The organism is Janthinobacterium sp. BJB426 (assembly GCF_002735705.1).
Lineage (GTDB): Bacteria > Pseudomonadota > Gammaproteobacteria > Burkholderiales > Burkholderiaceae_D > Janthinobacterium.
The window spans coordinates 122,988-148,751 of the sequence record NZ_PDZL01000002.1 but is presented as its reverse complement, the minus strand read 5'-3'; the positions used below and the strand labels follow the sequence as shown (position 1 = coordinate 148,751).

The following is a 25,764-nucleotide window of genomic DNA, read 5'->3' as shown; positions in this document are numbered from 1 at the left end:
CGATGATGATCTTGGGCAAGGGCCGCCGCCACGCCAGGTTCGGGCCGGCGAAGCGTGCTGCAGCGCCGGATAGGCGGGTGTATCATGGAAAGCATCAGGAGGGTGTGTCATGACTAACAGTAAATTCGCACTATCGCCATCTGCCGTCTTCGAAGACGCCGCCATGCCGTATTTGCCGGATGCGCCTCCTGGACAGGGCATGGGACAGTATGCCCCTGCCGCCCCCCAGGGCCGTCTGGAAGCGGCAAAGCGGCGCAACGAGCGGGCGCTGATGGCGATCGACGGCGTGGAAGGCGTCAGCCTGGGGCAGACGGCCGTGGGCAAGGAAGCGCTCGTCGTGTACCTGCGCGACGCGTCCGTCAAGCGGCGCGTACCGTTGCAGGTTGAAGGTTATCCGGTAGAAACGAGCATCACGGGCCAGATCGATATCCAGCGCTGGTAGCAGGCAGGCCGGGCGACTCTTGCGTCATGCCGCGGATGGCTGCGGCGGAAGGCCTGTCGCCAGGCCTTCCGGGTTGACTTTTCGCCGGCCTTATTTGCTCAGACGGGCTATCGCTTCGGCCACGCCAGCGCCATAGGCGGGGTCGCACAGGGTGCAGTTGCCGATGTGGCGTTGCTTGACTTGCTCCGACGCGCCCGAGATGGCGCGCGCCGTGTTGTCGAACAAGGCTTGCTGCTGCGCCGGGGTCATCAGTTGGAACAGGGCGCGCGGCTGCGAATAGTAATCTTCGTCGACGCGGTGGTTCCAGTGATCGGCCGCACCCTCGATGCTGAGCGGCGGCTCGCGGAAATCGGGCTGTTCGGCCCATTCCTGCTCACTGTTCGGTTCATAGCCCAAGGTCCCGCCCTGGTTGCCGTCGACCCGCATCTGGCCGTCGCGGTGATAGCTGTGGAACGGGCATTTCGGCGCGTTGACGGGAATATGGCTGTGGTTGACGCCGAGGCGGTAGCGCTGCGCGTCGCCATACGAAAACAGCCGGCCTTGCAGCATCTTGTCTGGCGAAAAGCTGATGCCAGGCACCACGTTGGCCGGATTGAAGGCGGCCTGTTCCACTTCTGCGAAGTGGTTGTCGGCATTGCGGTTCAGTTCCAGCACGCCCACTTCGATCAGCGGGTAGTCGCCGTGCGGCCACACTTTCGACAGGTCGAACGGGTTCAGGTGATACGTGCCTGCCTCTTTTTCCGGCATGATCTGCACGTACAGGGTCCAGCGGGGGAAATCCTTGTTTTCGATGCTTTCATACAAGTCGCGGTGCGAGCTTTCGCGGTCCTTGCCGACCAGCTCCTCGGCTTCCTGGTCCGTCAGGTTTTGGATGCCTTGCTGGGTTTTAAAGGTGAACTTGACCCAGAAACGCTCGTTTTGCGCATTCAGGAAGCTGAAGGTATGGCTGCCGAAGCCGTGCATGTGGCGGAAGCTGCGCGGCAAGCCACGGTCGCTCATCACCACAGTGACCTGGTGCAGGGCTTCCGGCAGCGAGGTCCAGAAATCCCAGTTGCTGTTGGCGCTGCGCAATCCACTGCGCGGGTCGCGCTTGATGGCGTGATTCAGATCGGGAAATTTCAGCGGGTCGCGCATGAAAAACACGGGCGTATTGTTGCCGACCAGGTCCCAGTTGCCTTCTTCCGTATAAAACTTCAAGGCAAAGCCGCGGATATCGCGTTCCGCATCCGCCGCGCCCCGTTCGCCGGCCACCGTGGAAAAGCGCGCAAACATGGGAGTGGACTTGCCGACCGCGCCAAAAATCTTCGCCCGCGTATAGCGCGTGATGTCGTGCGTGACGGTAAACGTGCCGTGCGCACCGGAACCCTTGGCATGCATGCGGCGCTCGGGAATGACTTCGCGGTCGAAGTGGGCCAGCTTTTCCAGGAACCACACATCTTGCAGCAGGGCGGGGCCGCGTGGCCCGGCCGTCTGGATGTTCTGGTTATCGACAACAGGCGCGCCAAAGGCGGTGGTCAGCTTTTTCATTGGACTCTTTCTTTATAGGGGAGGTCAACGGACGAGCCAGGGCCTACCCAAACACTGGCTGGGTTGAGCGTGTACGACGTGCTCACCGAGGCTGGTCCAGAGTAACAAATTTCTAAAAAGCAAATTCAGTGTAATCGATTTCGGAGCCGGCAACAGCCCCGCCGCCTTGGAGGCAGCGCGTCCATCATAGCCTCTGGGAAAGAACTAGCTCAACACGATTGCCCTGTGCCAGATTCCTGATGCCTGCAAGTGGCGCGCTGTCTTGTTTCAATGAATGGATCAGGCCGATTGAGTCAGATCCAGCGCCGGGTAATCCGTGTAGCCGCGAGCCGTGCCGCCAAAGAAGGTGGCGCGGTCCGCTTCGTTGAACGGCGCATTCGTCGTTAACCGCTCGACGAAATCGGGATTGGCCAGCACAGCCTGGCCATACGATTCCATGTCGGCCAGGCCTGCCGCGATGTCCTCGCCCATCTGTTCGCGCGGGCGTCCAGGCCGGTTCACCATCAGCTGCTGGCGCCACAACTGGCGCATATCGGCCAGCAAGGGTTCATTGCCTTGATGCATGACGTGCAGGTAAGCCAGGTTCAGCTTGTCGAGTTCCGCCACCAGGTAGCGGTACAGCGCCGGGCCATCCTCGCCTTCGTCGATGCCCCACATGGTGGTGCCGGGCGACAGGCGGATCGCCGTCCGGTCGGTGCCGATCTCGTCGGCAATGGCGACGGCAACTTCGATGGCGAAGCGGGCGCGGTTTTGAATCGAACCGCCATACGTATCGCTGCGCACATTCGCGCTGGGGGCGAAGAATTGCTGGACCAGATAGGCATTCGCGCCATGGATTTCCACGCCATCGGCGCCGGCCTCGATGGCGTGCCGCGCGGCAGTACGGAAATCCTGTACGGTTTGTCGCACTTCGTCCGTGCTCAGCGCGCGCGGTACGGGTATGGCTTGCATGCCCGTGGCCGTAAACATGTCGGTACCCGGCGCGATGGCCGATGGCGCCACCGGCTGGCGATGGTGGGGCGTATTGTCCGGATGCGCCATGCGGCCCGCATGCATGAGCTGCATGAACAGGCGGCCGCCGCGCGCATGCACTGCCGCCGTGACTGTTTGCCAGCCGGCCACATGCGCCTGCGTATGGATGCCGGGCGTGTTCAGGTAGCCCTGGCCATCGGCGGATGGCTGCGTGCCTTCCGTAACGATCAGGCCGATACTGGCGCGTTGCGCATAGTAGTCGGCGGCAAGCAGGCCGGGCGTGCCGTCGCTGTCGGCGCGCGAACGGGTCATCGGCGCCATGGCCAGGCGGTTCGGCACGCTATGGCGGCCAACATGAATGGGGGTCAACAGGGGCAACATGGTTATCCTCAAAAGGTGAAGGTTCAAGATGGGAACATCATCGCCTGCTTTTCGTTTGAGATAAATATGGTAAATTGAGAATCATTGGTGCAAAAATGGAGCAATCAAGACGATGGAGTTGCTGAACGATATGGCCCTGTTCGTGGAAGTGGTCAAGGCGAAAGGTTTTCGTGGCGCGGCGCAGGCGATCGGCATGTCGAATTCGACCTTGTCGCGCCGCATCAGCGCGCTGGAAAAGGCCATCGGCCTGCGCCTGCTGCACCGCACGACGCGCAAGGTGGAATTGACGGAAGCGGGCCAGCAGTATTTCGAGCGCTGCAAGCGCATCGTCGATGAGGCGCGGTTTGCCCATGAAGAATTGGGCGGCATGCTGGCGCAACCGACAGGTGTCCTGCGCGTGTCGTTTCCCGTGGATTTTGCCGTGACTTACCTGGCGCCGCTGATCGCCGAATTTGCCGCGCGCTATCCGGGCTTGAGCTTTGATTTCGACTTCACGCCACGGCGGGTGGACCTGGTCAGCGAACCGTTCGACGTAGCCATCCGCATCGGGCCATCGGCCGATTCGCAATTGATCGCGCGCCAGTTGGCCTTGCTGCCCACCAATCTATACGCGTCACCGGGCTATCTGGCGCGCGCGGGCGAACCGCATGAGCCAACGGACTTGCAGCGGCATGAATGCCTGAGCATGATCAAGGCGGGCAGCTGGAGCTTGCAAGGTGGGGAGCAGGGCGGCGGGCAAGGCGTCACGGTGCCCGTGGGAGGCCGTTTCGCGCTCAACAGCGTGGGCATGAGCCGGCGCCTGGCCGCGCTGGACATGGGCATCATCCTGATGCCCGAACAAATCGTTGCCGACGAGCTGGCGAGCGGCCAGCTGCGCCGTATCCTGCCGCTATGGCAGGGCATGCCTGCCTCCGTGTATGCCATGACGGAAACGCGCTTGCTGCCGGCCAAGACCCAGCGCTTCATCGAATTCCTGCGCGAGCGGCTGGCCTGAAACACAGGCCCGAGCGGCTGGCGCGTCAGAAACGGTTCCAGTTATTGTGCCGATGCTCCGTCGCTTCCTTCATCAGGTGGCCGGCGCGCAGGGCGTCGTCGGCTTGCACCGTCATGGCCAGTTCCTGGAGGGCGGGCGGGTATTCATGGTGGGCCGCTTCTTCCAGCAATGCACGGCCCTTGGCCGGGTCGCGCGGCACGCCGCGGCCTTCGCGGTAGGCGTTGTACAGCAGGAACATGGCGTGAGGATTACCCAGTTCGCTCGACTTGTCCAGCCAGTGCGCGGCGATCACGGGATCTTGCGGCACGCCTTCGCCATTCGCCGCCAGCAAGCCCAGCATCAGGGCCGCCTTCGCATGGCCTTGCTGCGCCGCCTGACGGTACCATAGCCAGGCCTGGGCCGGCGTGGCGGCGCGCAGCATTTGTCCCAGCTCGAACGCAGCTTCCGTGTCACCGGCGCGGGCCGCCTGTTCAAACAGGCTCAAGGCCTCGGCGCGGCGTTCGGGACGGGGTTGGTAAATCAGCGCCAGTTCGCGCTCGGCAACGGGCATGTCCTTGCCGGCCCAGCTGCGCACCTTGCGCTCGGCCTGGTGGTCGCCCGCCTGGCGCGCATGCATGGCGACGGCTTCGATTTCCGCCGCCGTGGGCGGTGGCGACGCCTGGCAGGCGGCCAGAACCGTGGCCAGCACGACGGCAGGGAGGGAGAGCGCGTGTTTCATCTTGTTCACCTTTCATCAAAACAGGCCGGCACATCGTTCGTGCCGGCCCATGGACCTTATTTGCTCAGGTCGATGCGGTACTTGGCAAATCCGCTGGCGTCGAGGCCGCCTTCGGACGCCACGTTGGCGATGCCGCTCGCTTGCGCCAGCGCCAAATGGCCCGGTGCCGAGCGCAGGATCACGGGGCCGGCCGTGGCCGTCTTGACGAAGCTCCAGCTGCGCGCGCTGCCATTCGCCGCCAGGGTCACCTTGCCGCCCTTGGTGCTCAGCGACGCCAGGTAATTGCTGACCACGGCCTGGTTCGCATCGGGCGACTTGATGATGGTCTTGCTGCCATCGATGCCCGGCACGGCGCCGCCGCCGCCGGCACGGTAGTCGTTGGTGGCGACGATAAAGTCATCGCCATCGGCCACGGGTGCGCCCTTGTACGTGAGGTTGACGATGCGGTTGCCCAGCTTTTTCGTCACGTCGATCTGGTACGTCAGCGCATTGTTTTCCGCATAAAACACGTCATAGTTATAAATCGTGCCATACGACGGCACCAGGTCTTGCTCGGCGCTGCTGGCCGGGTCAATCTGGTTGAATTGCTTGGCCGACGTTTCCAGCCACGCTTTCAAGTCCGAACCCTTGATTTTCACGGCTTGCAGGTTGTTATTGCTATATAAATACAGGTCGCCCGGATTGCGCACTTGCAAGCCGACCGGTGCGGCAGGCGTCGCGCCGGAGGCCACGTCCGTGAAGTCCGATGGCCCGTTGCGGCCCGCCTTGAACGGCGCGCTGCAGGAAATGACGGGGATGTTCTTGTAGCTGGACAAGGTCGCATCCGTGCTGGTGGCGATGAAATTTTTCACGTAGTCAAGCTGCGCCTGGTTGACCAGCTGGATGGCGCTGACGTCGCCCACCAGCGCAAAATAGGCAGACATCTCGAAATCCGTGCTGATGCCCAGTGGCTGCTTGGCGTAGGCGATGGTGGCCGCGTGCTCGGTGGCCACCAGCGGCGCGATGGCCGGGTCGGCTTTGACGAGGGTCTTGCCATCCGTGTACTTGAAGCCGCGCGATTCGACCGTCGTCTTGGCTGGCTGCACCACCCATTTACCGCCCTGGTACACCATCGTCAGCTTGATGATGCCCAGGCGGCGGCCCCAGCTTTGTGCCATGACGGTGGGCACCCCGTTCACGAAGCCGTTGACGGCGTCGATCTTTGCGCTGGCCGGGAAGGCGGCAAACGAAGCGTCCAGTGCGGCCGCGCCGTCTTCCTTGCCTTTCGGGAAGATCAAGTGCGAGTGGCCGATCATCAGCGCGTCGATGCCCGTGCTGGTCAGGTGATAGCTGCCGTTTTCCATCTTCGGGCTGTAGGCGCTCGTATCCAGGCCGCCATGCGACAGGGCCACGACGAGGTCGGCACCCTTGCTGCGCAATTCCGGCACGTACTGTTTCGCCGCTTCCTGCACGCCCGTCACGCTGACCTTGCCGGCGAGCACTTTCTGGTCCCATTCGAGGATTTGCGGCGGCACAAAGCTCAGCACGCCCACATTGATTTTGACGGTCAGCTTGCTGCCATCGGGCGCCGTGGCGGCGAAATCGCGCGGGAGCACGGCGTAGGGCTGGAAGATGGGCTTGCCGCTGGCCACGCCGACGACATTGCTCAGCACGGAAGGGAAGGCGGGCGCGCCGCAGGTACCCGTCGGCTTGGCCACGCCGGGTATGCCGAAATCCGTGTTGGTGATCTGGCTCAAATAAGGCAAGCCGTAGTTGAACTCATGGTTGCCCATGCCGCCCGCGTCATATTTCAGCGCGTTCATGGCCTTGTGCACGGCCAACGTGCCGGAGCAGGGCACGGGCGCGGCTACGGCTTGCAAGTCGGCCAGCAAAGTGCCCTGGATGACGTCGCCATCGTCGAGCAGCACGGTGTTCGGATTTTCCGCGCGCGCCGCCTGGATCAGGGTCGACGTGCGCTCCAGGCCCAGGCTCGTGTCTTCAGCCAGCGCGTAATAGTTGTAGCTGAGGACGTTCGAATGGATATCGGTGGTTTCCAGCAAGGCCACGGTGACCGTCGTGCCTTCGGGAATGGCCGGCGCCACCGGGGTATTCGAACTGCCGTTGCAACCGACGAGACCTGCACTTGCCAGCGCCGCCAGCATGACCCAATTTGTTTTCATTACCGCCCTCGGAGAGATTCAAAGGACGCGACTGTAACGCCTGCATATGACGCCACCATGACAGTGTGGCAGGGCGCATGGCGTCGTGCCGGCGTATCAATGCGCCGGCAGCTTTTTCAGCACCTCATTGCTGAAGTATGGTTCATCCTCCACCCAGAAAATATAGTCCAGGCCCAGGTAGTTGCGGGCAAAGTCGAGGATATCCTCGACCGAATTTCTTTTCCCGGTGCGGGGATTGATCTGGCGCAGATTGCCGTCTTGCACGGCCATGCCTTTGACCAGATCGGCCGGATAGTCCTTGATGAAGCCGTAGCTTTGGCCCATATGGCTTTTTCGATACGGCATCAGGTCGGGGCCCCCCACGCCCATCTGCAGCGTTTGCGCTTGCGCAAACACGCTGCGCATATAACCCTTGTCGCTCCACGGCAGCCATTCACCTGGCAAAAAATTCAAGTACACCATGGTGGTGGTGTGAGGAAAGGCGCCGGCCAGCACCCGCATGTTTTCCTTGATGGCATCGACATACTGTTGCGGCTTGAAATCATCGGGAAAAATCGTATTTCCATTACTGTCCTCGACACCGATATCGATCGAGCTTTCGCTGAAATTAATGCCCTCGATTTTTCCGTCGAATTCCTGGCCCAGCGCCCGGATCAATCGCTGGTAACGGTCGCGCACCGGTTGTTCCCACATCTTTGGCGACCAGCCGTATTCATCATCCGTCACCGGTTTGTGCGGATCGCGCTCCGGCGCCGAGAGCATGCTTTGCTTGATGATGCCGCCCTGATATTGGGGATCGCTGAGTAAATAGGCCGGCACATTATGGCGCGGCGTGAAGGATTTTTCCTGCAGTTGTATCCACAGTTTTTTGCCGATTGAATCGAGATGGGCGATGTCGTGGCGGATCGCCGCAAAATCATACCGGTCCTGTTGTGGCTCCAGGCTGCGCCAGGTGTAGACGATTTGCGCGCCACGGAAGCGGGGATCGTTTAACGCTTTATCCGAGCGGATGTTTTCTCCGTTCAGTTCACGGTGATTAAAGTAAAGATAGTGCTGGATCGGCTTTTGTATGTCTGCGGCAATGGCACTGCCCATCATCAAAACAAGTACGGCAAGAAGCCTTGTGGAGTTGCGTAAGAACATCGATTCCTTGGTGATTGTAAAAATTGAACTGTGGCAAGATGGAGTATCTTCACGCGCCATGCAAGCACAATTGATCAAGCGCGACAAAAATCTAATTTTGTATCAAATCTATATCTTCTGCTGAGTTTTTGGCTAATTCAGGATTACCGCTATTATTTAAAACCCAGAGTACAAGATTGCCATTTTCAATAATTTCTTTTTTGGAATAGATTGAACTAAAATAATCCAGTAGTTTGATATGGTCTGTCGGTAACGGCAAATTTTTCATATCTTCAGGGATATCTTCGAAGTAATACCTTGATTTTTCCAATGAAGGATACTTCTTCAGTAAATAATCATTCATGGTATATGGCTCATAATTTCCAGCGAATAAGTCTTTTGTTAATATTCCTGTAACTGTAATTTCATTGATATGTTTTTTTAAATATTCAAAATGCTCTTTTGTGGTCGAGAAGTCGGATTGTGAAATTGTGTTATTTTTCGACAATTGCCTGACAACAGAAAGCCGAACATGATCGCCATTGATCTCTATTACTTTGAAAATGTAATGATCCGTTTGAATGCTTTGGCTTCCACCATTCACCCCTGTTCTTTTGTTGAAAATAAAACTTCCAATTTGCAATTTATGCTCAGGGCTGTTAATGGTTTGTTTCCATATGTAGGGGTTGTAAATCATTTGCTTAAAAACATATATAGAGATGAGAGCGAGCAGGCTTATTATCAGTATTTTTTTCATTAGGCTAGGCGAGAATAAAATAGTTAAGAGCGGCTTGCTAAGGGCTAATACAATCGAAGCCAGCCGATGTGATGCTCACGCGGCCGCGCGGCTGAGAAGCACGGCTGTATGTCTGCACGAGGGGCAGAACCAGTCTTCATCGCATCATCCAAGGGCTGCCGACAACAGTCAGCCCCCATGCGCTTACTTCGATGGCATCGCCGACGAGCTTGCACTCTAGCACGTCGAGGGCCGGGATCCTGATCCTGCTGGTAGCGCATGGATTCCTCTTTTTCACGGTGGCAGACAAAGATCGCCACACAAATGCAAGTTAGTTGCATTATAATTTGAAAACGCAATTTATTTGCATTAGTGCGACCATCGCCAACTCAGCAACTCAGCCAGCCGAAGGAATCCCCATGACCCAGCGCAAACTCCCCGTCACCGTCCTGTCCGGCTTTCTCGGCGCCGGCAAGACCACCTTGCTCAACCACATCTTGCGCAACCGCGAAGGCAAGCGGGTGGCCGTCATCGTCAACGACATGAGCGAAGTCAATATCGATGCCTCGCTGGTGAAAGACAGCGCGGAGGCGGCCGGTGCGGCCCTGTCGCGCACGGAAGAAAAACTCGTGGAAATGTCGAACGGCTGCATCTGCTGCACCCTGCGCGACGATCTGTTGCTGGAAGTGCGGCGCCTGGCGGCGGAAGACCGCTTCGATTATTTGCTGATTGAATCGACGGGCGTGGGTGAGCCGATGCCCGTGGCCGCCACCTTCGACTTCGAGGATGAGCACGGCGACAGCCTGAACGACGTGGCGCGCATCGACTGCATGGTCACCGTCGTCGACTGTGCCAACCTGCTCAACGATTTCCACAGCGAAGACAGCCTGGAGCAGCGGGGCGAAATCGCGGGCGAGGGCGACGACCGCCAGCTGGCCAATTTGCTCACGGAGCAGATCGAGTTTGCCAATGTCATCGTCCTCAACAAGGTCGACATGGTCGACGCAGATGAGCGCCTGCGCGTGCTGGCCATTTTAAAAGCCCTCAATCCCGGCGCGCGCATCATCGAAACCAACCAGTCCGTCGTGCCGCTGGACGCCATCCTGGGCACGAACTTGTTCGACCTGGAGCAGGCGGCCGGCATGCCGGGCTGGGCCCAGGAGCTGGCCGGCACCCACACGCCGGAGACGGAAACATATGGCATCAACAGCTTCGTTTACCGGGCGAAAGAGCCGTTCCACGCGCAGCGCTTGCATGACTACATTGCCCAGCCGATCAAGGGCGTGGTGCGCAGCAAGGGATATTTCTGGCTGGCCAGCCGTCCCGAATGGGTGGCCAGCCTGTCCGGCGCGGGCAAGCTGATGAATATCGAACCCGTGGGCTTGTGGTGGGCCTCCGTGCCGAAGGAGCGCTGGCCCACGGATGCGGCCTCGCTGGCGGAAGTCAAGGCGGGCTGGAGCGAAACGTATGGCGACCGCTACCAGGAGCTCGTCTTCATCGGCCAGGACATGGACCAGGCCGCCATCGAGGCGGACTTAAAGAAATGTCAACTCAACTACACGGAAACGCGCCAGGGCATGGCCGCCTGGCGCAAGCTGCCCGACCCGTTTCCCCAATGGCAACGCATGGAAGAACTTGAAGATTAACCATCGATAGGAATGCACTATGACAGAACTGATCCCCGTTACCATCATCACTGGTTTTCTCGGCAGCGGGAAAACCACCTTGCTCAAGCGCATATTGCAGGGCGATCACGGCGTGCGCATTGCCGTGATCGAAAACGAATTCGCCGCCGAAAGCATCGACCATGGCTTGCTGGTGCAAGATAGCAACGAGCAGATCGTGGAAATGAACAATGGCTGCATCTGCTGCAGCGTGCGCGGCGACCTGATCCGCATCCTGGGCGAATTGCACGCCAAGCGTCAAGCCGGAACCATCGCGTTCGACCACGTGATCATCGAAACGACGGGCCTGGCCGCGCCTGGTCCCGTGGCGCAAACCTTCTTTGCGGAACCGTCAATCAGCGAGTTTTACATGCTCGACGCCATTTTGACGGTGGTCGATGCGCGCCACGCGCAGCAGCAATTGACGGCGCACAAGGAAGCCCAGGAGCAAGTGGGCTTTGCCGACCGCATCCTGCTGTCGAAGACGGACCTGGTCAGCAAGGACGAGCTGGCCGCGCTGCGCCAGCGCTTGGTCGCCATCAATGGCCGCGCCAGCATCCAGAAAGTAAGCTTTGGCAATGTGCCGCTGCGCGACATCCTGAACATTCGCGGTTTCAACTTGAACGCCATCGTCGAGCTGGAGCCGGATTTCCTGGGGGAACTGGGGCACCGCCATGGCGACGGCGTGCAATCGTTCGTCTACCACCAGTCCCAGCCCCTGGATCTGCTGCAGGTGGAAAATTTTCTGGATGCTGTGGTACAGCTGTTCGGCGCCCAGCTGATGCGTTACAAGGGCATCTTGTATGTTGCCGACATGCCATGCCGCGCCGTGTTCCAGGGCGTGCACATGCTGATGGGCTCGGAACTGGGTGCGCCGTGGCGCGACGGGGAAACGCGCGCCAGCAAGATCATCTTTATCGGCCGCGACTTGCCGCAGGATATGCTGATCCGGGGCCTGGACCGCTGCGTGACCACGCTGGCCACGGCGGACAGCCCCGGCGTGGTGGCCGCATGAGCGTGGAAGCGGGCTTGCCCGCCCTGGCGCTGATCTTTCTGCTTGGCATGCGACATGGGCTGGAACCGGACCACCTGGCCGCCGTCGATGGTCTGACCCTGCGCAGCCAGGCGGCAGCGCCGCGCTGGGCGCCGTGGATGGGGGCGCTGTTTGCACTGGGCCATGGCCTCACCGTGCTGGCCATCGTGGCCGTGGCCGCCGTCGCGTCGCAGCAATTTACGCCGTCGGAGGCCGTGTTTGGCTGGCTGGAATGGCTGCCCATCGCCTTGCTGCTGCTCATCGCCGGCATGAATGCGCGCAGCTTGCTGGCTGGCGCGCAACTGGCCGACGTGCGCGGCCGGCTGTTGCCACGCTGGTTGCGGGGCGCATCGGGGCCGCTGGCCGCCATCCTCGTCGGCATGCTGTTCGCGCTGGTGTTCGACACGGCCCTGCAGGCGGCCGCCTGGGGCTATGCGGCCGTCGCGCTGGGCGGCATGCAGCCAGCCTTGCTGACCGGCCTGGTGTTTGCCGTCGGCATGGGCGTGACCGATACCTTCGATGGCTGGGTCACGGCGAAAGTCATGCGCACCGGCCAGGCGGATATCGTGCGCGCCTTCCGGCGCCGCCTGGGCTGGCCCATCGTCGCCATCTGCGTGGCCATGGCTGGCACCATGGCGGCCGGCAAGTTTGACTCCGCCTGGTCGCTGCCGGAAAGCTGGACGGCGGCCCTCGGCGCGGCCATGGTGCTGCTGATGGCGGCCCTGTACGGCTGGACCTTGCTGGGTTTGCGCCGCGTGCGTGCCTGAGACGGGGGCGTGGGTATAATGGAAAAAAACTGCCGGATTCCACCATGCCCGCACCTGAAATCGTCATCCGCCTGCTGACGCCAGCCGACACCGCCGCCTTTTGCGCGCTGCGCCTGCGCGCCATCCTTGATTCGCCCAGCTCGTTTTCCTCGTCGCGCGAGGATGAACTGGCGCGCACGCCGCAAGAACATGTGCAGCGCATCGCCGGCGGCCCGCTGCACAGGGCTTTCGGCGCCTTCGATGGCGAACGCCTGGTCGGTTTTGCCGGCTTGCGGCGCGAATCCATGCGGCAACTGTCGCACAAGGCCTTGCTGTGGGGCGTGTTTGTCGATGTGACGCAACGGGGCAAGGGTGTGGCGCGGCGTCTCGTGAACGCCTGCATCGAACAGGCCGAAGCTGACCCTGCCGTCATGCAAGTGCATTTAAGCGTAAATGCGGAAAACAATGCCGCCTTGGGCCTGTATGAATCGCTGGGATTTATCGCGTATGGCACGGAACCGCGCTCGATGCGCGTGGGCGACTTATTCTATGACGAGCATCACCTGGCTCTATTGATCAGGTGATGTCTTTTTGAGAATTACTTGCAGCGCGGGCACAGGCCCTTGATCAGGTAATCGACTTCGCCGCCGCTGAAACCTTCCGGCAAGAGCACGGGCGGCGGCAGCTTGACTTCATTGAAGCAGGTGACGTTCGCGCATTTGGTGCACTGGAAATGCGCGTGTTCGTGCGCCTGGTGGCCGGCGCCCGCGCTGAAGCGCCACACCTGGTCGGCGCCCGCGATGCGGTGCACCAGTTCATTTTCCGTCAGCCATTCCAGCACCCGGTACAGGGTGACGGAATCGATGTCGCTGTCCTGCGACAGCGCCTGCTGGATTTCATGGTGGGTCAGCGAACGGCTTTGCGCCATTAAAAAGTCGAGCACCTTCACGCGCGTCTTGGTGACGCGGGCGTTGGTGTTGCGGATCAGCGATTCTGCTTGCGGTGTAGAAGATGATGTCAACATGATAGGCCTGCTTGCGGGGGATCGGCTGGCGGCGTCATCGCCGTGCCTTTGCCACCCTCTGGGCCGTATCTTAGCATGCGTGCCGCACTCGATGGAACGGCGTCATGGTTTGAACGTCCAATAGCGGCCGGCCACCGTATCGACGGGGTCGAGAAAGCGCTGGTCGGCGCGCGCATGGTTGCGTATCAGATAAAACATGTCGGACAGGGCGGAGCGCTTTTCCGCGAAATACGCATGTTTCATGAAACTCGTGTCGACCCCGGTGGCGTCGATGGTTTCCACGCCCGCCACGATCAGCATGCCGGCGCCGCTGTCGCCCGCGCGCGCGTAGCCGTGCACGGTTTTCGAGGCGGCCAGGGCCAGGTCTTGCGACGAGGCATACAAGGTGACGGGATTGCGCGCGCCGGCCAGTTTCGGCGCGATATCGTGCTTGAAGATGGCCGCGTCGATATCGGGCGCGGACAGGATGATTTCCGTGATCTTTTGCGCCAGCTGCGGCTGCGCGGCCAGCAAGTCGGCCACGGCCCGCGCCAGGCCACGGCTGCCCATGCTGTGGCCGACTAGATACACTTGCGCCGCCTCCGTGCTGGCAAGAAAGTCGGCCAGGAAGTCGGTGAGGTGAGGCGTGCTCCACTCGATATTGTTTTCATCGATGGTGTAGCCGGCCACCTCGCCGCGTGACGGCCAGCTGTAGAACACGGGCGCGCCGTCAAAGCCCAGGTCGTAGGCCATCTGTCCCGTGCGCCGCGCCGCATCCTCGAAACTCACGTTGTAGCCGTGCACGAAGACAAAGGCGCTCTTGCCGGCCGAAGCGCGGATCTGCGTTTTTAGTGCGGCAAAGAAGTTGGCGCGGTCTTGCACCTCGGCGGACAGCAGCACCACGTGCTTGGCCGGATCGTCGCGAAATTCCAGGCGCCACAGCGACGGCGATTCCAGCTGGCCCATGCGGTGGTCGCGGGGGATGCTGATGTCGCAGCTGCCATAGCTGAGCGGACCATTACCGCTCTTGATGTTGCGTTCGCCGCTGAAGCGCTGGGCCGGCGGCTTGCCCACGTCGCGCTGGCGGTCCGTGGCGAAATACACTTTGACGACGGCATAGTTAGACACGACGGCGCCTTTATCGGCCGGCGCGGGCACGGCTTCCACGTCGGGCGCCTGGGAAAAAGGCCGCTGCAGCGCATCGAGCAAGCCTTGCGCGGCAAACAGGGTTCCCATGTCGTCCGGCACTTTCGCGCCGGACAGGGCGGCCGACAGGGCCAGTTGCAGCTGGGTATTGGCGGGCTCGGCTTCCAGCGCGGCGATCGCGGCCAGGATGGCGGCGGCGCCGTCGAACCTGGCGATGGCCTGCTTGAGCCGTTCATAGTGGCTGGCCACGGCTTCGGGAGCGTGGCCCGGCGCGCCATGCCCGATGGCCGCCACGACAGCGGAAGTGATCAAGTCCATGCGCCACCTGCCTTTCATGTCAATCTGGATTGAATGTCAACCCATATTGCCATAAAAGCACGCGAAAAGCGATTTGTCCAGCGCCCCGCGCAGCGGGTGCGGCTAACATCAATGCTGCTTGTCGTCGCTGAACTGCTGCGCCAAAGATTGCAGGGGCGCCACGGTCAGGCCGCCGCGGCTCACGTGCTCGGGGATGGCTACGCGCACGGGCTTGCTGTGCATATTGGCCGATGACAATACGTTCGTCGTCGTTTCCGGCGTGGCGTTCCACACGGGATCGACGATGCCTTCGAACACATGTTTCAACTGTTCGCCCCACGTGTCGCGGATCATGCGGAAATACTGGTTCTTTTCATCGATGGTGACGAAGCGCGTGACGGCCAGGCTGCCCGTCTCGTAGACGAGCAAGTCGAGCGGCAAGCCGACGGAAATGTTCGAGCGCAGGGTCGAATCCATGGAGATCAGCGCGCACTTGGCCGCTTCGTCCAGGCGCGTGAACGGGTTGATGACCCTGTCGATGATGGGTTTGCCGTATTTCGCTTCGCCGATCTGGAAATACGTGTTTTCATCGTGCGATTCAATGAAATTGCCGGCCGAATACACCTGGAACAGCCGGCAGCGCTCGGCGCCTATCTGACCGCCTAATATAATGCTGACATTGAAGTCGATGCCGCAGTCGGCCAGGGCCTTCGCTTCGCGCAGGTGCACGGTGCGCACGGCTTCACCCACGATGCGCGCCGCATCGTACATGCTGGCCACGTTCCAGATGCTGCGTCCGTCCGCATCGACGTGTTCGGAAACGATCTGGCGGATCGCCTGCGAGATCGACAGGTTGCCGGCCGTCATCAGGACCAGCATGCGGTCGCCCGGGTTCTCGAACACGCTCATCTTGCGGAAGGTGCCCACCTGGTCCACGCCGGCGTTGGTGCGGGAATCGGACAGGAAGACCAGGCCTTCGTTCAGGCGCATGCCTATGCAATAAGTCATCGTCGTAAATCAAGTCAAAGGGGAAGCATTCTACACCAGCCGGGCCTTGCCACCTGCTGGCAAGGCCCGGCCAGCCTCATTCCTGGCCATTTTAGACAGGTACGATCTGCACATCGACTCGTAAGGTTTCCGTGCCGCCACCCTGGCGCACGCCGCGCACGGGCGCCGCCGAATCGTAGTCGCGCCCGATGGCCAAGCGGCAATACGCATCCGTCATCAGCCGTGCATGCGTGACGTCGATGCTGACCCAGCCCGCGAAATCCGTATCTTCCGTCCATGCGTCGACCCAGGCATGGCTGGCCGCATGGCCCGTCGTGCCCGGATCAATATAGCCGGACACATAGCGGGCCGGGATGCCCCAGGCGTGGCAGCAGGCGAGGAACAGATGCGCGTGATCCTGGCACACGCCGCGTCCCAGCGCCAGCGCGTCGCCAGCCGTGGTGGTGACCATGGTGGCGCCGCTTTCATACGCCACCTTGCCGACGATGTGCTCAGCCAGGCGCAGCAAGTGGCCCGTGCCGACCGTCACGTCCCGGTCCGGCAGGCTGGCGGCCGCCAGGTCGAGGATGGCGGGATTGGCCAGGGTCAACGGCGTCGGCATGGTAAACAACAGCGGCGACAGGGTATCGACCAGGTTCAGCCGTCCCTTGTGCGGGTAGATAGTTTCCACCACGCCGTGCGCTACCAGGCTCAGGGAGTGATGGCTGCCGTTAATCGTCAGCATGTGCGACAGATTGCCGTAGGCATCCGTGTAGGCGTGGCACTGGCCTGGCGTGGAAATCTGCCAGGAGAGAGCCCGCTGCTGCGGCTCGATACGCGGCGTCAGGTGCAGCTGCTGGATGGTGTAGGCCAGCGGCGCACTGTAGGCGTAATGGGTTTCGTGGCGGATAGTGAGCTGCATCAGGCCGCCAAGGGAACGAGGAAGTCGCGGCTGACCCGGTTGCCCAGGTCATAGATGTTTTCGAGAAATTCCGTCAAGGTATGGTGCAAACCCGCCTTCATGATGTCGTCGATATGGCCGAATTTCAGCTCCGCATGCAATTTCCCGGCGAAACGCTCCGTATCGGCCGACACATCGTTGCGAATGTGTTTCAGGTTTTCCACCACGTCATCCATGCAGGCCAGCAGGGAGCGCGGCATGTCGCCGCGCAGCATCAGCAATTCCGCCACCCGTTCCGGGGTGATGACGTCGCGGTAGACCTTGCGGTAGATCTCGAAGCCGGAAACGGAGCGCAGCAGGGCCGCCCAGTAGTAGAAATCGCGCTGGGTGATGTCTTTCGACGTGTCGCGCGCGCCGTGGAACTTCACGTCGAGGATGCGCGCCGTGTTGTCGGCCCGTTCCAGGAAAGTGCCGAGGCGGATGAAGTGAATCGCCTCGTCCTTGAGCATGGTGCCCAGTGTCACGCCGCGCGACAGGTGCGAGCGGTACTTGACCCACTCGAAGAACTGGCTGGGGTCCGTTTCCAGCAAATTGCTTTTCAGGCGTTTCTGCATGTCGAGCCAGGTGGCATTCTGGATTTCCCACACTTCCGTCGTCAGGGTGCCCCGTACGGCGCGGGCGTTTTCGCGCGCCCCCGTCAGGCAGGCGAGGATGGACGAGGGGTTGTTCGGGTCGCGCACCATGAAGTCGAGCACGTCGCGCGTGTGGAAGCGGCCATATTTGTGGTCGTACGCGCTTTGCAGCTCGGAAATGCCCAGGGTGGCGCGCCAGCCTTGCTCCGCGTCCTGCTCGGACTGCGGCAGCATGGACGTTTGCATGTTGACGTCGAGCATGCGCGCCGTGTTTTCCGCCCGCTCCGTGTAGCGGGCCATCCAGAACAAATGATCGGCAGTGCGGCTCAGCATGTTTTTTCTCCTGCAAAAGCGGATGTGGCTTCCAGTACCCAGGTATCCTTGGTGCCGCCCCCTTGCGAGGAGTTGACCACCAGCGAGCCTTCGCCCAGCGCCACGCGGGTCAAGCCGCCGGGCACCATGGAAATCGTCTTGCCGGATAGCACGAACGGGCGCAAATCGATGTGGCGCGGCGCGATGCCGGCGTCCACATACGTGGGGCAGGCGGACAGGGCGAGTGTCGGCTGGGCGATGTAGCCACCGGGATTGGCCAGCAGGCGCTGGCGGAAATCCTCGATCTGCGCCAGGCTGGACGCCGGCCCCACCAGCATGCCGTAGCCGCCCGCGCCATGCACTTCCTTGACGACGAGTTTCGCCAGGTTCGCCAGCACGTAGGACAAATCGGCCGGCTTGCGGCACTGGTACGTCGGCACGTTGTTGAGTATCGGCTCTTGCGACAGGTAAAACTTGATCATGTCGGGAACAAAAGGATAGATCGACTTGTCGTCGGCCACGCCCGTGCCGATGGCGTTCGCCAGCGTCACCCGGCCGGCGCGGTAGACAGACAGCAGGCCCGGCACGCCCAGCGAGGAATCGGAACGGAAGGCCAGCGGATCGAGGAAGTCGTCGTCCACGCGGCGATAAATGACGTCGACCCTTTTTGGCCCGCGCGTGGTGCGCATGTACACGGAATTGTCGTTGACAAACAAATCCTTGCCTTCGACCAGTTCCACGCCCATCTGCTGGGCCAAAAAGGCGTGCTCGAAGTAGGCGGAGTTGTACATGCCGGGCGTCATGACGACCACCGTCGGGTCATCGACGCCCATCGGGGCGACAGAACGCAGGTTGTCGAGCAGCATGTCCGGGTAGTGGTCGACGGGGGCGATGCGGTTGCGGGCGAACAGTTCCGGGAACAGCCGCATCATCATCTTGCGGTCTTCCAGCATGTAGGACACGCCGGACGGCACGCGCAGATTGTCTTCCAGCACATAGAATTCGCCCTGTCCCGCGCGCACGATGTCGACGCCGGCGATGTGGGCATAGATGTCGGAGGCGACGGCAATGCCCTGCATTTCCGGGCGGTACTGGGCATTCTTGTAGATTTGCTCGGCGGGAATGATGCCCGCCTTGATGATGTTTTGCTCATGATAAATATCATGGATGAACATGTTCAAGGCTTGCACGCGCTGCACCAGGCCCGTCTGCATCTGCGCCCATTCGGCGGCGGGGATGATGCGCGGGATGGTGTCGAACGGAATCAGGCGTTCCGTGCCGGCATCGTCGCCGTAGACGGCGAACGTGATGCCGACCCGGCGGAACGTCAGGTCGGCTTCGGCCCGCTTGCGGGCGATGGTCTCGGGGGATTGCTGTTCCAGCCAATTGCTGAATTCACGATAGTGTTCACGTACCTTGCTGTCCGTACCCACTTCATTTGCAGTCATTTCATTGAAAAAATTTGCCATGTTGTGATTTCCCTTGAGCCGTGTCTACGTATAGCTCAGCAGGAAGCGTGCCAACAGGGGAGCCGAGGGAAGGTGTAAAGATGACCACTTTTGTGGCGTTGCGCCATTCTTTGCACTAATTTGGTGCACTAAGCGTCACTCTTGGGGACGTCGGCGGGCTGGACGAAGGGCCGGCAATCGACGGGCACGTCGAAGATGAAGCTGGTGCCCGTTTCGGGCGCGCTGTCGACGGCGATGCTGCCGCCGTGGCTTTCGGCCACGCTCTGCACGAAGGGCAGGCCGATGCCCCAGCCTGGGGCGGGGCTGTCGTTCTCGCGGCGCAAGTAGTCGAAGATGCGTGCGGCCTGTTCCGGCGCGATGGCGTGGCCGCCATTGTGCACGGTGACGATCAGGCGTTCGTGGACCGCTTCCACGTGCACGCTGATGGGTGCGTCGTCGCCATACTTGAGGGCATTGCCGACGAGGTTTTCCAGCGCGCGCCGCAGCGAGTTCTCGCACCACCAGCCGACGACGGCTTGCCCGCTGACCTGGCATTTGTCCGGCCGCTGCAGGTTGACCTGGCCGGCCACGGCGTGTACCAGCGGCAGCACATCAAACTGCCTCAGCACCAGCGGCAACTGCTGGCCCTGATGGTAGCTGAGGCCATCGAGCAATTCCTCGATCATGCTGTCGAGCCGCTTGCTGTGTTCGACAATCTTGTGCGCCAGCAATACCACCCGTTCCGGGTCCGCTGGCCGCAGCAGCAACTGGGCGCTGGTGCTGATGACGGCCAGCGGATTGCGCATGTCGTGCGACAGGCCGGCCGCAACGCGGCGCCGGAAACCTTCGTGCATGCTGGTAAATTCGCGTATCGATTCGCGGATGCCCACGTCGATCGACTTGTTGATCACTTGCCAATCCTTGCTGCGCAAGGTGATACCGGACTCATGCGCGGTGGCGGCGAAGCAGTCGCGGAAGATCTGGTATTCCTGGATCACCTGTTCCGGGCCGTAATTGGTCATGCGCGCCCGTTCGTTGCCATGCACGGCGGGTACGTTGCTGTTGCTGGTCGCATTGTCGCGCGGGTGACCTGGGGTGAGGGCTTCGGCCAGGTTGTCGAAAAAGGCTGGCAAGGTGTTGATGAGGATGGGTGTGAGCAAGCGGTCCGCGCCGCGCACGCTGGCGCGCACGCGCTGTTCCCAGGCGCCAAGGACGGCGTCGCGTATGGCAAAGATGCGCTGCGCGCGCTGCAATGGCTGGCGCACGCCGGCCTGGTGATCCACCTGATGATCCGTCGCAATATTCACCTGAACTCCCTGACAGGAATGGCTATGCTCTTAATAGTATGCGCCAATTCAGCCGTCAGGGAAACGCTTTATTGTCCAGTTTCGGCTTGCCGCAGGGCCGCATGCAGGCGGGAAAGCGAGGTTGACCATTCGGCCAGGGAAAAGTTCTGCGGGTCATCATGACCATTCGCAAAGCCCGTATCGAGCACGGCGTGGAAGGCGGGGATCAGCCACGTCCCCTTGCGCACGCTGGCGGCGATATACAGCAGGGCCAGGCGGTCGTATTGCGCAGGCGTAAAGCCCGGATCGGGCGCCAGGCCATCGTTGCCCTTGCCGCCGCCGGGCACGGAGTGGCGCGGCTGCACCAGTTCCACGTGCAGGAACAGGCCCGTCAGCGACGGCTTGTCCTTTTCCAGCTTGCTGGCATAGCTGGCCGTGCCAAAGTCGCGCACGGCCAATGAATCACCGAGGCGGTTGACGTAGACATGACCTTTCGGACCGCCGCCCAGCGCCGGATTGCGCGTCGTAAAATCGTTGAAATCCCAGCTGGCGTCGTTGATATGGGCGGGAATGGATTCCAGCAGGAAATTCGGGTAGCTGGTGTCGTGGATGACGAAATAGCGGGCCATCGGTGCGGCCAGCCGGCCCACGGCGCGCGACAGCGGGGCGTCGACGGCGCCGCCCACGTCCGCCTCGGCGATCCCCTGTTCCGCCAGCCAGGCGCGCAACCGGGCCGGGTCGATGCCCGTGCGCTGGCCGATGCGGGCGGCAAGAAAATCCGGCAGCGGCGCGCTGTCGCCCAGGCGCGCATACAGCTTGACGGGACGCAGCAAGCACGTGGCTTGCGATCGCGCATCGCCCTTGAAGCCGCTTTTCCAGGCAGCATACGGGCAGGCGGCTTGCTTCTGCGCAGCGGCCGGCAGGGACAGGCAAAGCAAAAGTAGCAGGGCAGGGAGTCGTTTCATGCGGGCATTGTCGCCGAAGCGCCGCTTGCGGCACAGGCGCGCACGAAAAAAAAGCTGCCCCAGGGAAGGGGCAGCCTTGTGTGCAGGTGAACGGAAAGCTTTAGAAGTCCACGGACGCCGACACGACGACGGTGCGCGGGGTGCCCAGCACCAGATAACCCGCGCCCGATGCGCCGCCAGCGGACGCCCAGTAGTTCTTGTCGGTCACGTTATCCAGGCGCGCACGCAGGGTGACGGCGCGGTCGGCGATGGTGGTCAGGTAGCGTGCGCCCAGATCCAGGCGTGTCCAGGATGGCACTTTCTGCGTATTGGCGCCATCGAGGTATTGCTTCGACGTATACAGGGTGCGCCCCGTCAAGGCCAGGCCATGTACGCCGGGCACATCCCACTCCGCACCGAAGTTCAGCTGGGTGCCTGGCACGCCGAGGGCATCCTTGCCCACATTGGCGGGGTCTTTGGCGCTGATCTGCTGTGTGTCGAGCAGGGTCAGGCCACCCAGCAGGCGCAGGCCCCGTGCCGGCGTGCCGAACACGGACAATTCGATGCCTCGGTTGCGCTGTTCGCCAAACACGCCAAAGATGCCGTTCTCCACATAGGCCGATGGCTGCTTGGTGGTAAACAGCGCGAGGCTGGCGCCGATGCGGCCAGCGTCATACTTGACACCGATTTCCTTCTGCTTCGATTTGTAGGGCGCAAATGCATCGCCGACATTGGTCACGCCCGCGCCGCCCGCGACCGCGCCTTTTTGCAAGCCCTCGATGTAGTTGGCATAGAGGGATACTTCCTTGATGGGACGATACACCAGGCCCAGCACAGGCGTGGTAATGCTTTCGTCGTAGCTGCTGCTGTCAAAACGCGCGCCCGTGTTGTAGTCGTAGGAATCATCCTTGATGGTCTGGCGGCGCACGCCCACGGTCAGCAACACCTTGTCATCGGCAAAGGCCATGGTGTCGGCTACGGCAAAGCTTGACAACATAGTGCGGGAAGTCACCAGCGGATGCGCGAGGTCGCCGCCCATGAACCAGGTTGGCGCCGGTGCTGCCACTTGCACGGGAGCATAGATGTTGGTGCCAAAACCTGTCACAAAATCGCTCATGCCGTAGGCGTTCTTCGATTGCGACCAGAACGTCGACGCGGTGGCGCTGATGGTATGGCCGACGCTGCCCGTGCGCAGCTTGCCGCGCACGCCGATCTCGCCCGTACGGACGCTATCGTGGCGGGTATTGTCGAAGCGGTAGGAGCCGGCGGCGCCGGATGCACTGTTTACCGTGGGCGCTGCCAGCACGTTCGATTCGTCGCCGTTGCGAAAGCCCATGGCTGCCCACGCCACGACATCCTTGGCGATATCGTATTCCCCGCGCAAGGTGCCGAACGTATCGCGTTCGTTGGAGTGCGTCCAGTTCTGCGAGAAATTGCTGCTGGCATCAGGCGCGGCGGGCACGGCCACACCGCTGGCCACACTCACGCTCGGGCGTGGATTGCGCAGCTTGTGTTCCTGGTAGCCGGCGTCAGCCGACAGACGGAAATCGCGGCCGCGGTAATCGGCGCCGATCGAGAATACGCTCAGTTCGCGCTTTTCGCGGTCGACGGCCGTGTCGCCATCACGGCGTACGGCATTGATGCGCACGCCGATATTGTTGTCAGGGCCGAAGCGGCGGCCGATATCCGCTGCCACATAGCCCTGGCCGCCGCTTTCCGTGCCGACCGTAATTTGTGTCAGCGGCGTATTGGTGGCGCGCTTGGGCACCAGGTTGATGGTGCCGCCGACGCCGCCACCGCCGGGCGCCGCGCCATTGATGAAGCTATTCGCGCCACGGAACACTTCCACGCGCTCCAGCAACTCGGAAGCGACAAACTGGCGCGGCAGCAAGCCATACAGGCCGTTATACGCGAGATCGTCCGAGTTCACGGCGAAGCCGCGGATCATGTACATCTCCTGGAAATTGCCGAATCCGCGCGTGACGCGCACGCCGGCATCGTTTTGCAGTACATCGCCCACGCCTTGCGCCTGCTGGTCCTGGATCAGCGCCTGCGTATAGTTGGTGCTGTTGAAAGGCGTGTCCATCATGTCCACATTGCCCAGCAAGCCCAGACGTCCGCCGCGCGCCACCTGTCCACCCGCATACGCCTTCGACAAGCCTTCCGCCGACGCATCGGCCGACGCGTTGACGACCACTGTCGGCATGGTTTGCGCGTCGCCGGCCGGTGCGGTGGAGGTGGTTTGAGCGTGGGCGGCGGTGCTGGCCAGCAGGAAGGCGGCCAGGGCGAACGGGGTAGGGGCGAGGTGGAAGGTGCGCATGGAGTTATCTGGATATTAATGAGAATGATTATCATTATATTCCAGCGTGGCGCAGCGCGTGGGAAAGTGTGAGAAAGCGAGCAAAAAAGTCGCCATTTGTACAACACCGGGCCAGCCAGGGACTGGAATCTGGCGGAAAAAGGCGCGCCAGGCGATACCTTGTGGATTTATTAATGCGCATATCCAAGTTTCGCTAAAATGTGCCATCGCGCCCCGCGCCCACAGGAAACCGCATGCCATTGCACCGCCATCTACCGTCCGCTTCCATGCGCCTGCGCATACGGGACGGCTTGAGCCTGAAAGGCGCGGCCGTCGCGCTGATCCTGGCCATGCACGTGCTGGGCCTGTATTTCCTGCTGCTGCCGGCGCGGCAACTCAAGCAATACACGGAGGTGGCGTTCATGACCTTGCTGCCGTCCCGTCCGCTGACGCAGACGCCGCCGATGGCCTTGCCCATGCCCATGCCGGCTCCTTTGCCACGCGCGCGGGCCAGTGCGCCGCCCGCCGCGCCGTCCGTCATCTTCGCACCGCCTGCCGTGGCAGCGGAGGCCATCACCGTACCGGCCGAGGAATTTCCTGTCGCGCCGGCCACGGCACCTTCCACGGCAGACTTGCGCACGCGCGCCCGGCTGGCGGCGGGCGCCGCCGACAAGGCCCTGCGTGGCGAACTGAAGCAAGACCAGCCATGGCTGGCCGCTGCCGACCTGAAGAGCGAAAGCACTTTCCAGAAGCTGGTCGCCTCCGCCTGGCGCGGCGGCCCCGTCATCCGCGTGGAGGAATTTCTGACGGCCGATGGCCGGCCCGCCACGCGCGTCGTCAGCGCCGGCGGCGCCACGTGCTATGGCATGGCCGAGAATCCCGGTTCCGGCGCCGACCCGGCCAGGACGGGCGGCAAGGTCAAACGCGTGCCTTGCCCGGGCTGAAGACCGCGCAGACTGCAGGGTCATGACGGCGATTGCGGGGCAGCCGCCCCCGGCCAGGCGTCAAATATGCTAAGTTGCGTCTGCACTTCATGTGACATGACCCAGGACTCCCATGCTCCCCGAACTCCTCATCCTCGCTCCCAGCCCTTCGGCTGCCGTCAACGCGCAGCTGGAGCAGCAATACACCTGCCACCACGCCTGGCAAGTGCCGGCGCCAGAGCGCCACGCCTGGCTGGCCCTGCGCGCTGCGGCCATCCGCGCCGTCGTCACGACGGGCGCGCTGGGCCTGAACGCCACCGACATGGCCTTGCTGCCGAATCTGGAAATTGTCGCCGTCAATGGCGTCGGCCTCGACGGCGTGGCGCTGGACCAGGCGCGCGCGCGGGGCATCGCCGTCACCACCACGCCGAACGTGCTGACGGATGACGTGGCCGACGTGGCGCTGGCCTTGCTGCTGGCCAGCGCGCGGCATATCGTGGCGCTCGACCGTTTCGTGCGCGACGGCGGCTGGGAACGCCGCGAGGCCATCGCCCCCGCATCGAGCCTGCGCGGCAAGACGGCCGGCATCTTCGGTTTCGGCCAGATCGGGCAAGCCATCGCACTGCGCCTGGCCGCCTTCGGCGTCCACGTGCGCTACTTCCAGCCGCGCGCCATTGCAGGCACTACTGTGCCGCGCGCCGCATCCTTGCTGGCCCTGGCGCAGGAAAGCGATTACCTGATCGTCTGCGCGCCAGGCACGCCGGCCACGCGCCAGATCATCGACCGCAGCGTGCTTGACGCGCTCGGCCCGCAAGGCACGCTGATCAATATTGCCCGTGGCGCGCTGATCGACGAAGTGGCCTTGATCGCCGCCTTGCAGGACGGCCACCTGGGCGCGGCCGGCCTCGACGTGTTTGCGGACGAGCCGCGCGTACCAGCCGCCTTGCGCGCCTTGCCTAACGTGGTGCTCACGCCGCACGTGGGCAGCCTGACCGTGGAAACGCGCCATGCAATGGGGCAACTGGTGGTCGATAACCTGGCCGCCCACTTTGCCGGCTTGCCACTGCGCACCCCCGTGCCCTGACGCTGCGC

General features: G+C 62.1%; 23 protein-coding genes. 8 read left to right on the top strand and 15 right to left on the bottom strand.

The window, feature by feature from the left end; translation table 11 throughout:
* The first annotated feature begins 109 nt into the window (after nucleotides 1-109).
* Entirely contained in the window at nucleotides 110-442 is a 333-nt protein-coding gene (locus tag CSQ93_RS03710; RefSeq protein ID WP_099376814.1) for a hypothetical protein, read from the top strand.
* Between the two features lie 90 nt (nucleotides 443-532).
* Here the strand turns inward: CSQ93_RS03710 and CSQ93_RS03705 are convergent, their stop codons facing one another.
* Together CSQ93_RS03705 and CSQ93_RS03700 are read right to left on the bottom strand one after the other, a co-directional pair.
* Nucleotides 533-1,969 (bottom strand): catalase, encoded by a 1,437-nt coding sequence (locus tag CSQ93_RS03705; protein WP_099376813.1) that lies wholly within the window; start codon nucleotides 1,967-1,969, stop codon nucleotides 533-535.
* 279 nt (nucleotides 1,970-2,248) lie between these two features.
* Nucleotides 2,249-3,322 carry an alkene reductase gene (locus CSQ93_RS03700; RefSeq protein WP_199534242.1) on the bottom strand — a complete coding sequence of 358 codons (1,074 nt, stop codon included), beginning with the start codon at nucleotides 3,320-3,322 and terminating at the stop codon, nucleotides 2,249-2,251.
* Between the two features lie 112 nt (nucleotides 3,323-3,434).
* Between CSQ93_RS03700 and CSQ93_RS03695 the strand changes: the two genes are divergently transcribed.
* The gene (locus tag CSQ93_RS03695; protein WP_099376811.1) at nucleotides 3,435-4,316 is read left to right on the top strand and encodes a LysR family transcriptional regulator; all 882 of its coding nucleotides are present in this window, start codon (nucleotides 3,435-3,437) and stop codon (nucleotides 4,314-4,316) included.
* Nucleotides 4,317-4,341: 25 nt separating this feature from the next.
* On the opposite strand, the gene CSQ93_RS03690 is transcribed toward CSQ93_RS03695, so the two are convergent.
* The 4 genes from CSQ93_RS03690 to CSQ93_RS28695 form a co-directional block, all read right to left on the bottom strand.
* Complete coding sequence (locus CSQ93_RS03690) at nucleotides 4,342-5,034, bottom strand: tetratricopeptide repeat protein (RefSeq protein ID WP_099376810.1); 693 nt, start codon at nucleotides 5,032-5,034, stop codon at nucleotides 4,342-4,344.
* A 56-nt stretch (nucleotides 5,035-5,090) separates the two neighbouring features.
* Nucleotides 5,091-7,193, bottom strand: a complete 2,103-nt coding sequence (locus CSQ93_RS03685) for a bifunctional 2',3'-cyclic-nucleotide 2'-phosphodiesterase/3'-nucleotidase (protein ID WP_099376809.1) — start codon at nucleotides 7,191-7,193, stop codon at nucleotides 5,091-5,093.
* 96 nt (nucleotides 7,194-7,289) lie between these two features.
* Complete coding sequence (locus CSQ93_RS03680) at nucleotides 7,290-8,336, bottom strand: hypothetical protein (protein WP_099376808.1); 1,047 nt, start codon at nucleotides 8,334-8,336, stop codon at nucleotides 7,290-7,292.
* 91 nt (nucleotides 8,337-8,427) lie between these two features.
* Nucleotides 8,428-9,072 (bottom strand): hypothetical protein, encoded by a 645-nt coding sequence (locus CSQ93_RS28695; RefSeq protein ID WP_158301102.1) that lies wholly within the window; start codon nucleotides 9,070-9,072, stop codon nucleotides 8,428-8,430.
* Between the two features lie 398 nt (nucleotides 9,073-9,470).
* On the opposite strand from CSQ93_RS28695, the gene zigA reads away from it, so the two are divergent.
* From zigA to CSQ93_RS03660, 4 genes are read left to right on the top strand one after another with little or no spacing between them, the layout of a single operon-like run.
* A complete protein-coding gene (gene zigA, locus CSQ93_RS03675; protein ID WP_099376807.1) occupies nucleotides 9,471-10,697 on the top strand; it encodes a zinc metallochaperone GTPase ZigA in 1,227 nt (408 codons plus the stop codon).
* 19 nt (nucleotides 10,698-10,716) lie between these two features.
* Nucleotides 10,717-11,730: a CobW family GTP-binding protein gene (locus CSQ93_RS03670; protein WP_099376806.1), complete on the top strand. Its 1,014-nt coding sequence runs from the start codon at nucleotides 10,717-10,719 to the stop codon at nucleotides 11,728-11,730.
* Nucleotides 11,727-12,515 (top strand): HoxN/HupN/NixA family nickel/cobalt transporter, encoded by a 789-nt coding sequence (locus CSQ93_RS03665; protein WP_099376805.1) that lies wholly within the window; start codon nucleotides 11,727-11,729, stop codon nucleotides 12,513-12,515. The genes CSQ93_RS03670 and CSQ93_RS03665 overlap by 4 nt, the downstream gene beginning before the upstream one ends.
* 44 nt (nucleotides 12,516-12,559) lie before the next feature.
* A complete protein-coding gene (locus CSQ93_RS03660) occupies nucleotides 12,560-13,078 on the top strand; it encodes a GNAT family N-acetyltransferase (protein WP_099376804.1) in 519 nt (172 codons plus the stop codon).
* Between the two features lie 14 nt (nucleotides 13,079-13,092).
* Here CSQ93_RS03660 and CSQ93_RS03655 read toward each other — a convergent pair whose 3' ends face one another.
* The 9 genes from CSQ93_RS03655 to CSQ93_RS03615 form a co-directional block, all read right to left on the bottom strand.
* Nucleotides 13,093-13,518 carry a Fur family transcriptional regulator gene (locus CSQ93_RS03655; RefSeq protein ID WP_034787417.1) on the bottom strand — a complete coding sequence of 142 codons (426 nt, stop codon included), beginning with the start codon at nucleotides 13,516-13,518 and terminating at the stop codon, nucleotides 13,093-13,095.
* A 102-nt stretch (nucleotides 13,519-13,620) separates the two neighbouring features.
* Nucleotides 13,621-14,961, bottom strand: a complete 1,341-nt coding sequence (locus tag CSQ93_RS03650) for an alpha/beta hydrolase (protein WP_099376803.1) — start codon at nucleotides 14,959-14,961, stop codon at nucleotides 13,621-13,623.
* Nucleotides 14,962-15,069: 108 nt separating this feature from the next.
* Complete coding sequence (locus tag CSQ93_RS03645; protein WP_099376802.1) at nucleotides 15,070-15,948, bottom strand: peptidase; 879 nt, start codon at nucleotides 15,946-15,948, stop codon at nucleotides 15,070-15,072.
* Between the two features lie 91 nt (nucleotides 15,949-16,039).
* Nucleotides 16,040-16,849, bottom strand: coding sequence for a transglutaminase family protein (locus CSQ93_RS03640; RefSeq protein ID WP_099376801.1), 810 nt, complete (start codon nucleotides 16,847-16,849; stop codon nucleotides 16,040-16,042).
* Nucleotides 16,849-17,793, bottom strand: a complete 945-nt coding sequence (locus CSQ93_RS03635; RefSeq protein WP_099376800.1) for an alpha-E domain-containing protein — start codon at nucleotides 17,791-17,793, stop codon at nucleotides 16,849-16,851. The genes CSQ93_RS03640 and CSQ93_RS03635 overlap by 1 nt, the downstream gene beginning before the upstream one ends.
* Entirely contained in the window at nucleotides 17,787-19,241 is a 1,455-nt protein-coding gene (locus CSQ93_RS03630; protein WP_099376799.1) for a circularly permuted type 2 ATP-grasp protein, read from the bottom strand. Before CSQ93_RS03630 ends, CSQ93_RS03635 begins: the two co-directional genes overlap by 7 nt.
* Before the next feature lie 128 nt (nucleotides 19,242-19,369).
* On the bottom strand, nucleotides 19,370-20,527 hold the full coding sequence (locus CSQ93_RS03625) for a sensor histidine kinase (RefSeq protein ID WP_158301101.1): 1,158 nt from the start codon (nucleotides 20,525-20,527) through the stop codon (nucleotides 19,370-19,372).
* A gap of 68 nt (nucleotides 20,528-20,595) precedes the next feature.
* Nucleotides 20,596-21,471, bottom strand: coding sequence for a hypothetical protein (locus CSQ93_RS03620; protein WP_158301100.1), 876 nt, complete (start codon nucleotides 21,469-21,471; stop codon nucleotides 20,596-20,598).
* A 100-nt stretch (nucleotides 21,472-21,571) separates the two neighbouring features.
* Nucleotides 21,572-23,770 (bottom strand): TonB-dependent receptor, encoded by a 2,199-nt coding sequence (locus CSQ93_RS03615; RefSeq protein ID WP_099376796.1) that lies wholly within the window; start codon nucleotides 23,768-23,770, stop codon nucleotides 21,572-21,574.
* Between the two features lie 233 nt (nucleotides 23,771-24,003).
* Between CSQ93_RS03615 and CSQ93_RS03610 the strand changes: the two genes are divergently transcribed.
* The gene (locus CSQ93_RS03610) at nucleotides 24,004-24,693 is read left to right on the top strand and encodes a hypothetical protein (protein WP_158301099.1); all 690 of its coding nucleotides are present in this window, start codon (nucleotides 24,004-24,006) and stop codon (nucleotides 24,691-24,693) included.
* 112 nt (nucleotides 24,694-24,805) lie between these two features.
* On the top strand, nucleotides 24,806-25,756 hold the full coding sequence (locus CSQ93_RS03605) for a 2-hydroxyacid dehydrogenase (protein WP_099376794.1): 951 nt from the start codon (nucleotides 24,806-24,808) through the stop codon (nucleotides 25,754-25,756).
* The last annotated feature ends 8 nt before the right edge of the window (nucleotides 25,757-25,764 follow it).

Coding starts and splice junctions, on each gene's coding strand:
- CSQ93_RS03710 (WP_099376814.1), top strand. CDS start 110: ATGACTAACAGTAAATTCGCACTATCGCCATCTGCCGTCTTCGAAGAC.
- CSQ93_RS03705 (WP_099376813.1), bottom strand. CDS start 1,969: ATGAAAAAGCTGACCACCGCCTTTGGCGCGCCTGTTGTCGATAACCAG.
- CSQ93_RS03700 (WP_199534242.1), bottom strand. CDS start 3,322: ATGTTGCCCCTGTTGACCCCCATTCATGTTGGCCGCCATAGCGTGCCG.
- CSQ93_RS03695 (WP_099376811.1), top strand. CDS start 3,435: ATGGAGTTGCTGAACGATATGGCCCTGTTCGTGGAAGTGGTCAAGGCG.
- CSQ93_RS03690 (WP_099376810.1), bottom strand. CDS start 5,034: ATGAAACACGCGCTCTCCCTCCCTGCCGTCGTGCTGGCCACGGTTCTG.
- CSQ93_RS03685 (WP_099376809.1), bottom strand. CDS start 7,193: ATGAAAACAAATTGGGTCATGCTGGCGGCGCTGGCAAGTGCAGGTCTC.
- CSQ93_RS03680 (WP_099376808.1), bottom strand. CDS start 8,336: ATGTTCTTACGCAACTCCACAAGGCTTCTTGCCGTACTTGTTTTGATG.
- CSQ93_RS28695 (WP_158301102.1), bottom strand. CDS start 9,072: ATGAAAAAAATACTGATAATAAGCCTGCTCGCTCTCATCTCTATATAT.
- zigA (WP_099376807.1), top strand. CDS start 9,471: ATGACCCAGCGCAAACTCCCCGTCACCGTCCTGTCCGGCTTTCTCGGC.
- CSQ93_RS03670 (WP_099376806.1), top strand. CDS start 10,717: ATGACAGAACTGATCCCCGTTACCATCATCACTGGTTTTCTCGGCAGC.
- CSQ93_RS03665 (WP_099376805.1), top strand. CDS start 11,727: ATGAGCGTGGAAGCGGGCTTGCCCGCCCTGGCGCTGATCTTTCTGCTT.
- CSQ93_RS03660 (WP_099376804.1), top strand. CDS start 12,560: ATGCCCGCACCTGAAATCGTCATCCGCCTGCTGACGCCAGCCGACACC.
- CSQ93_RS03655 (WP_034787417.1), bottom strand. CDS start 13,518: ATGTTGACATCATCTTCTACACCGCAAGCAGAATCGCTGATCCGCAAC.
- CSQ93_RS03650 (WP_099376803.1), bottom strand. CDS start 14,961: ATGGACTTGATCACTTCCGCTGTCGTGGCGGCCATCGGGCATGGCGCG.
- CSQ93_RS03645 (WP_099376802.1), bottom strand. CDS start 15,948: ATGACTTATTGCATAGGCATGCGCCTGAACGAAGGCCTGGTCTTCCTG.
- CSQ93_RS03640 (WP_099376801.1), bottom strand. CDS start 16,849: ATGCAGCTCACTATCCGCCACGAAACCCATTACGCCTACAGTGCGCCG.
- CSQ93_RS03635 (WP_099376800.1), bottom strand. CDS start 17,793: ATGCTGAGCCGCACTGCCGATCATTTGTTCTGGATGGCCCGCTACACG.
- CSQ93_RS03630 (WP_099376799.1), bottom strand. CDS start 19,241: ATGGCAAATTTTTTCAATGAAATGACTGCAAATGAAGTGGGTACGGAC.
- CSQ93_RS03620 (WP_158301100.1), bottom strand. CDS start 21,471: ATGAAACGACTCCCTGCCCTGCTACTTTTGCTTTGCCTGTCCCTGCCG.
- CSQ93_RS03615 (WP_099376796.1), bottom strand. CDS start 23,770: ATGCGCACCTTCCACCTCGCCCCTACCCCGTTCGCCCTGGCCGCCTTC.
- CSQ93_RS03610 (WP_158301099.1), top strand. CDS start 24,004: ATGCCATTGCACCGCCATCTACCGTCCGCTTCCATGCGCCTGCGCATA.
- CSQ93_RS03605 (WP_099376794.1), top strand. CDS start 24,806: ATGCTCCCCGAACTCCTCATCCTCGCTCCCAGCCCTTCGGCTGCCGTC.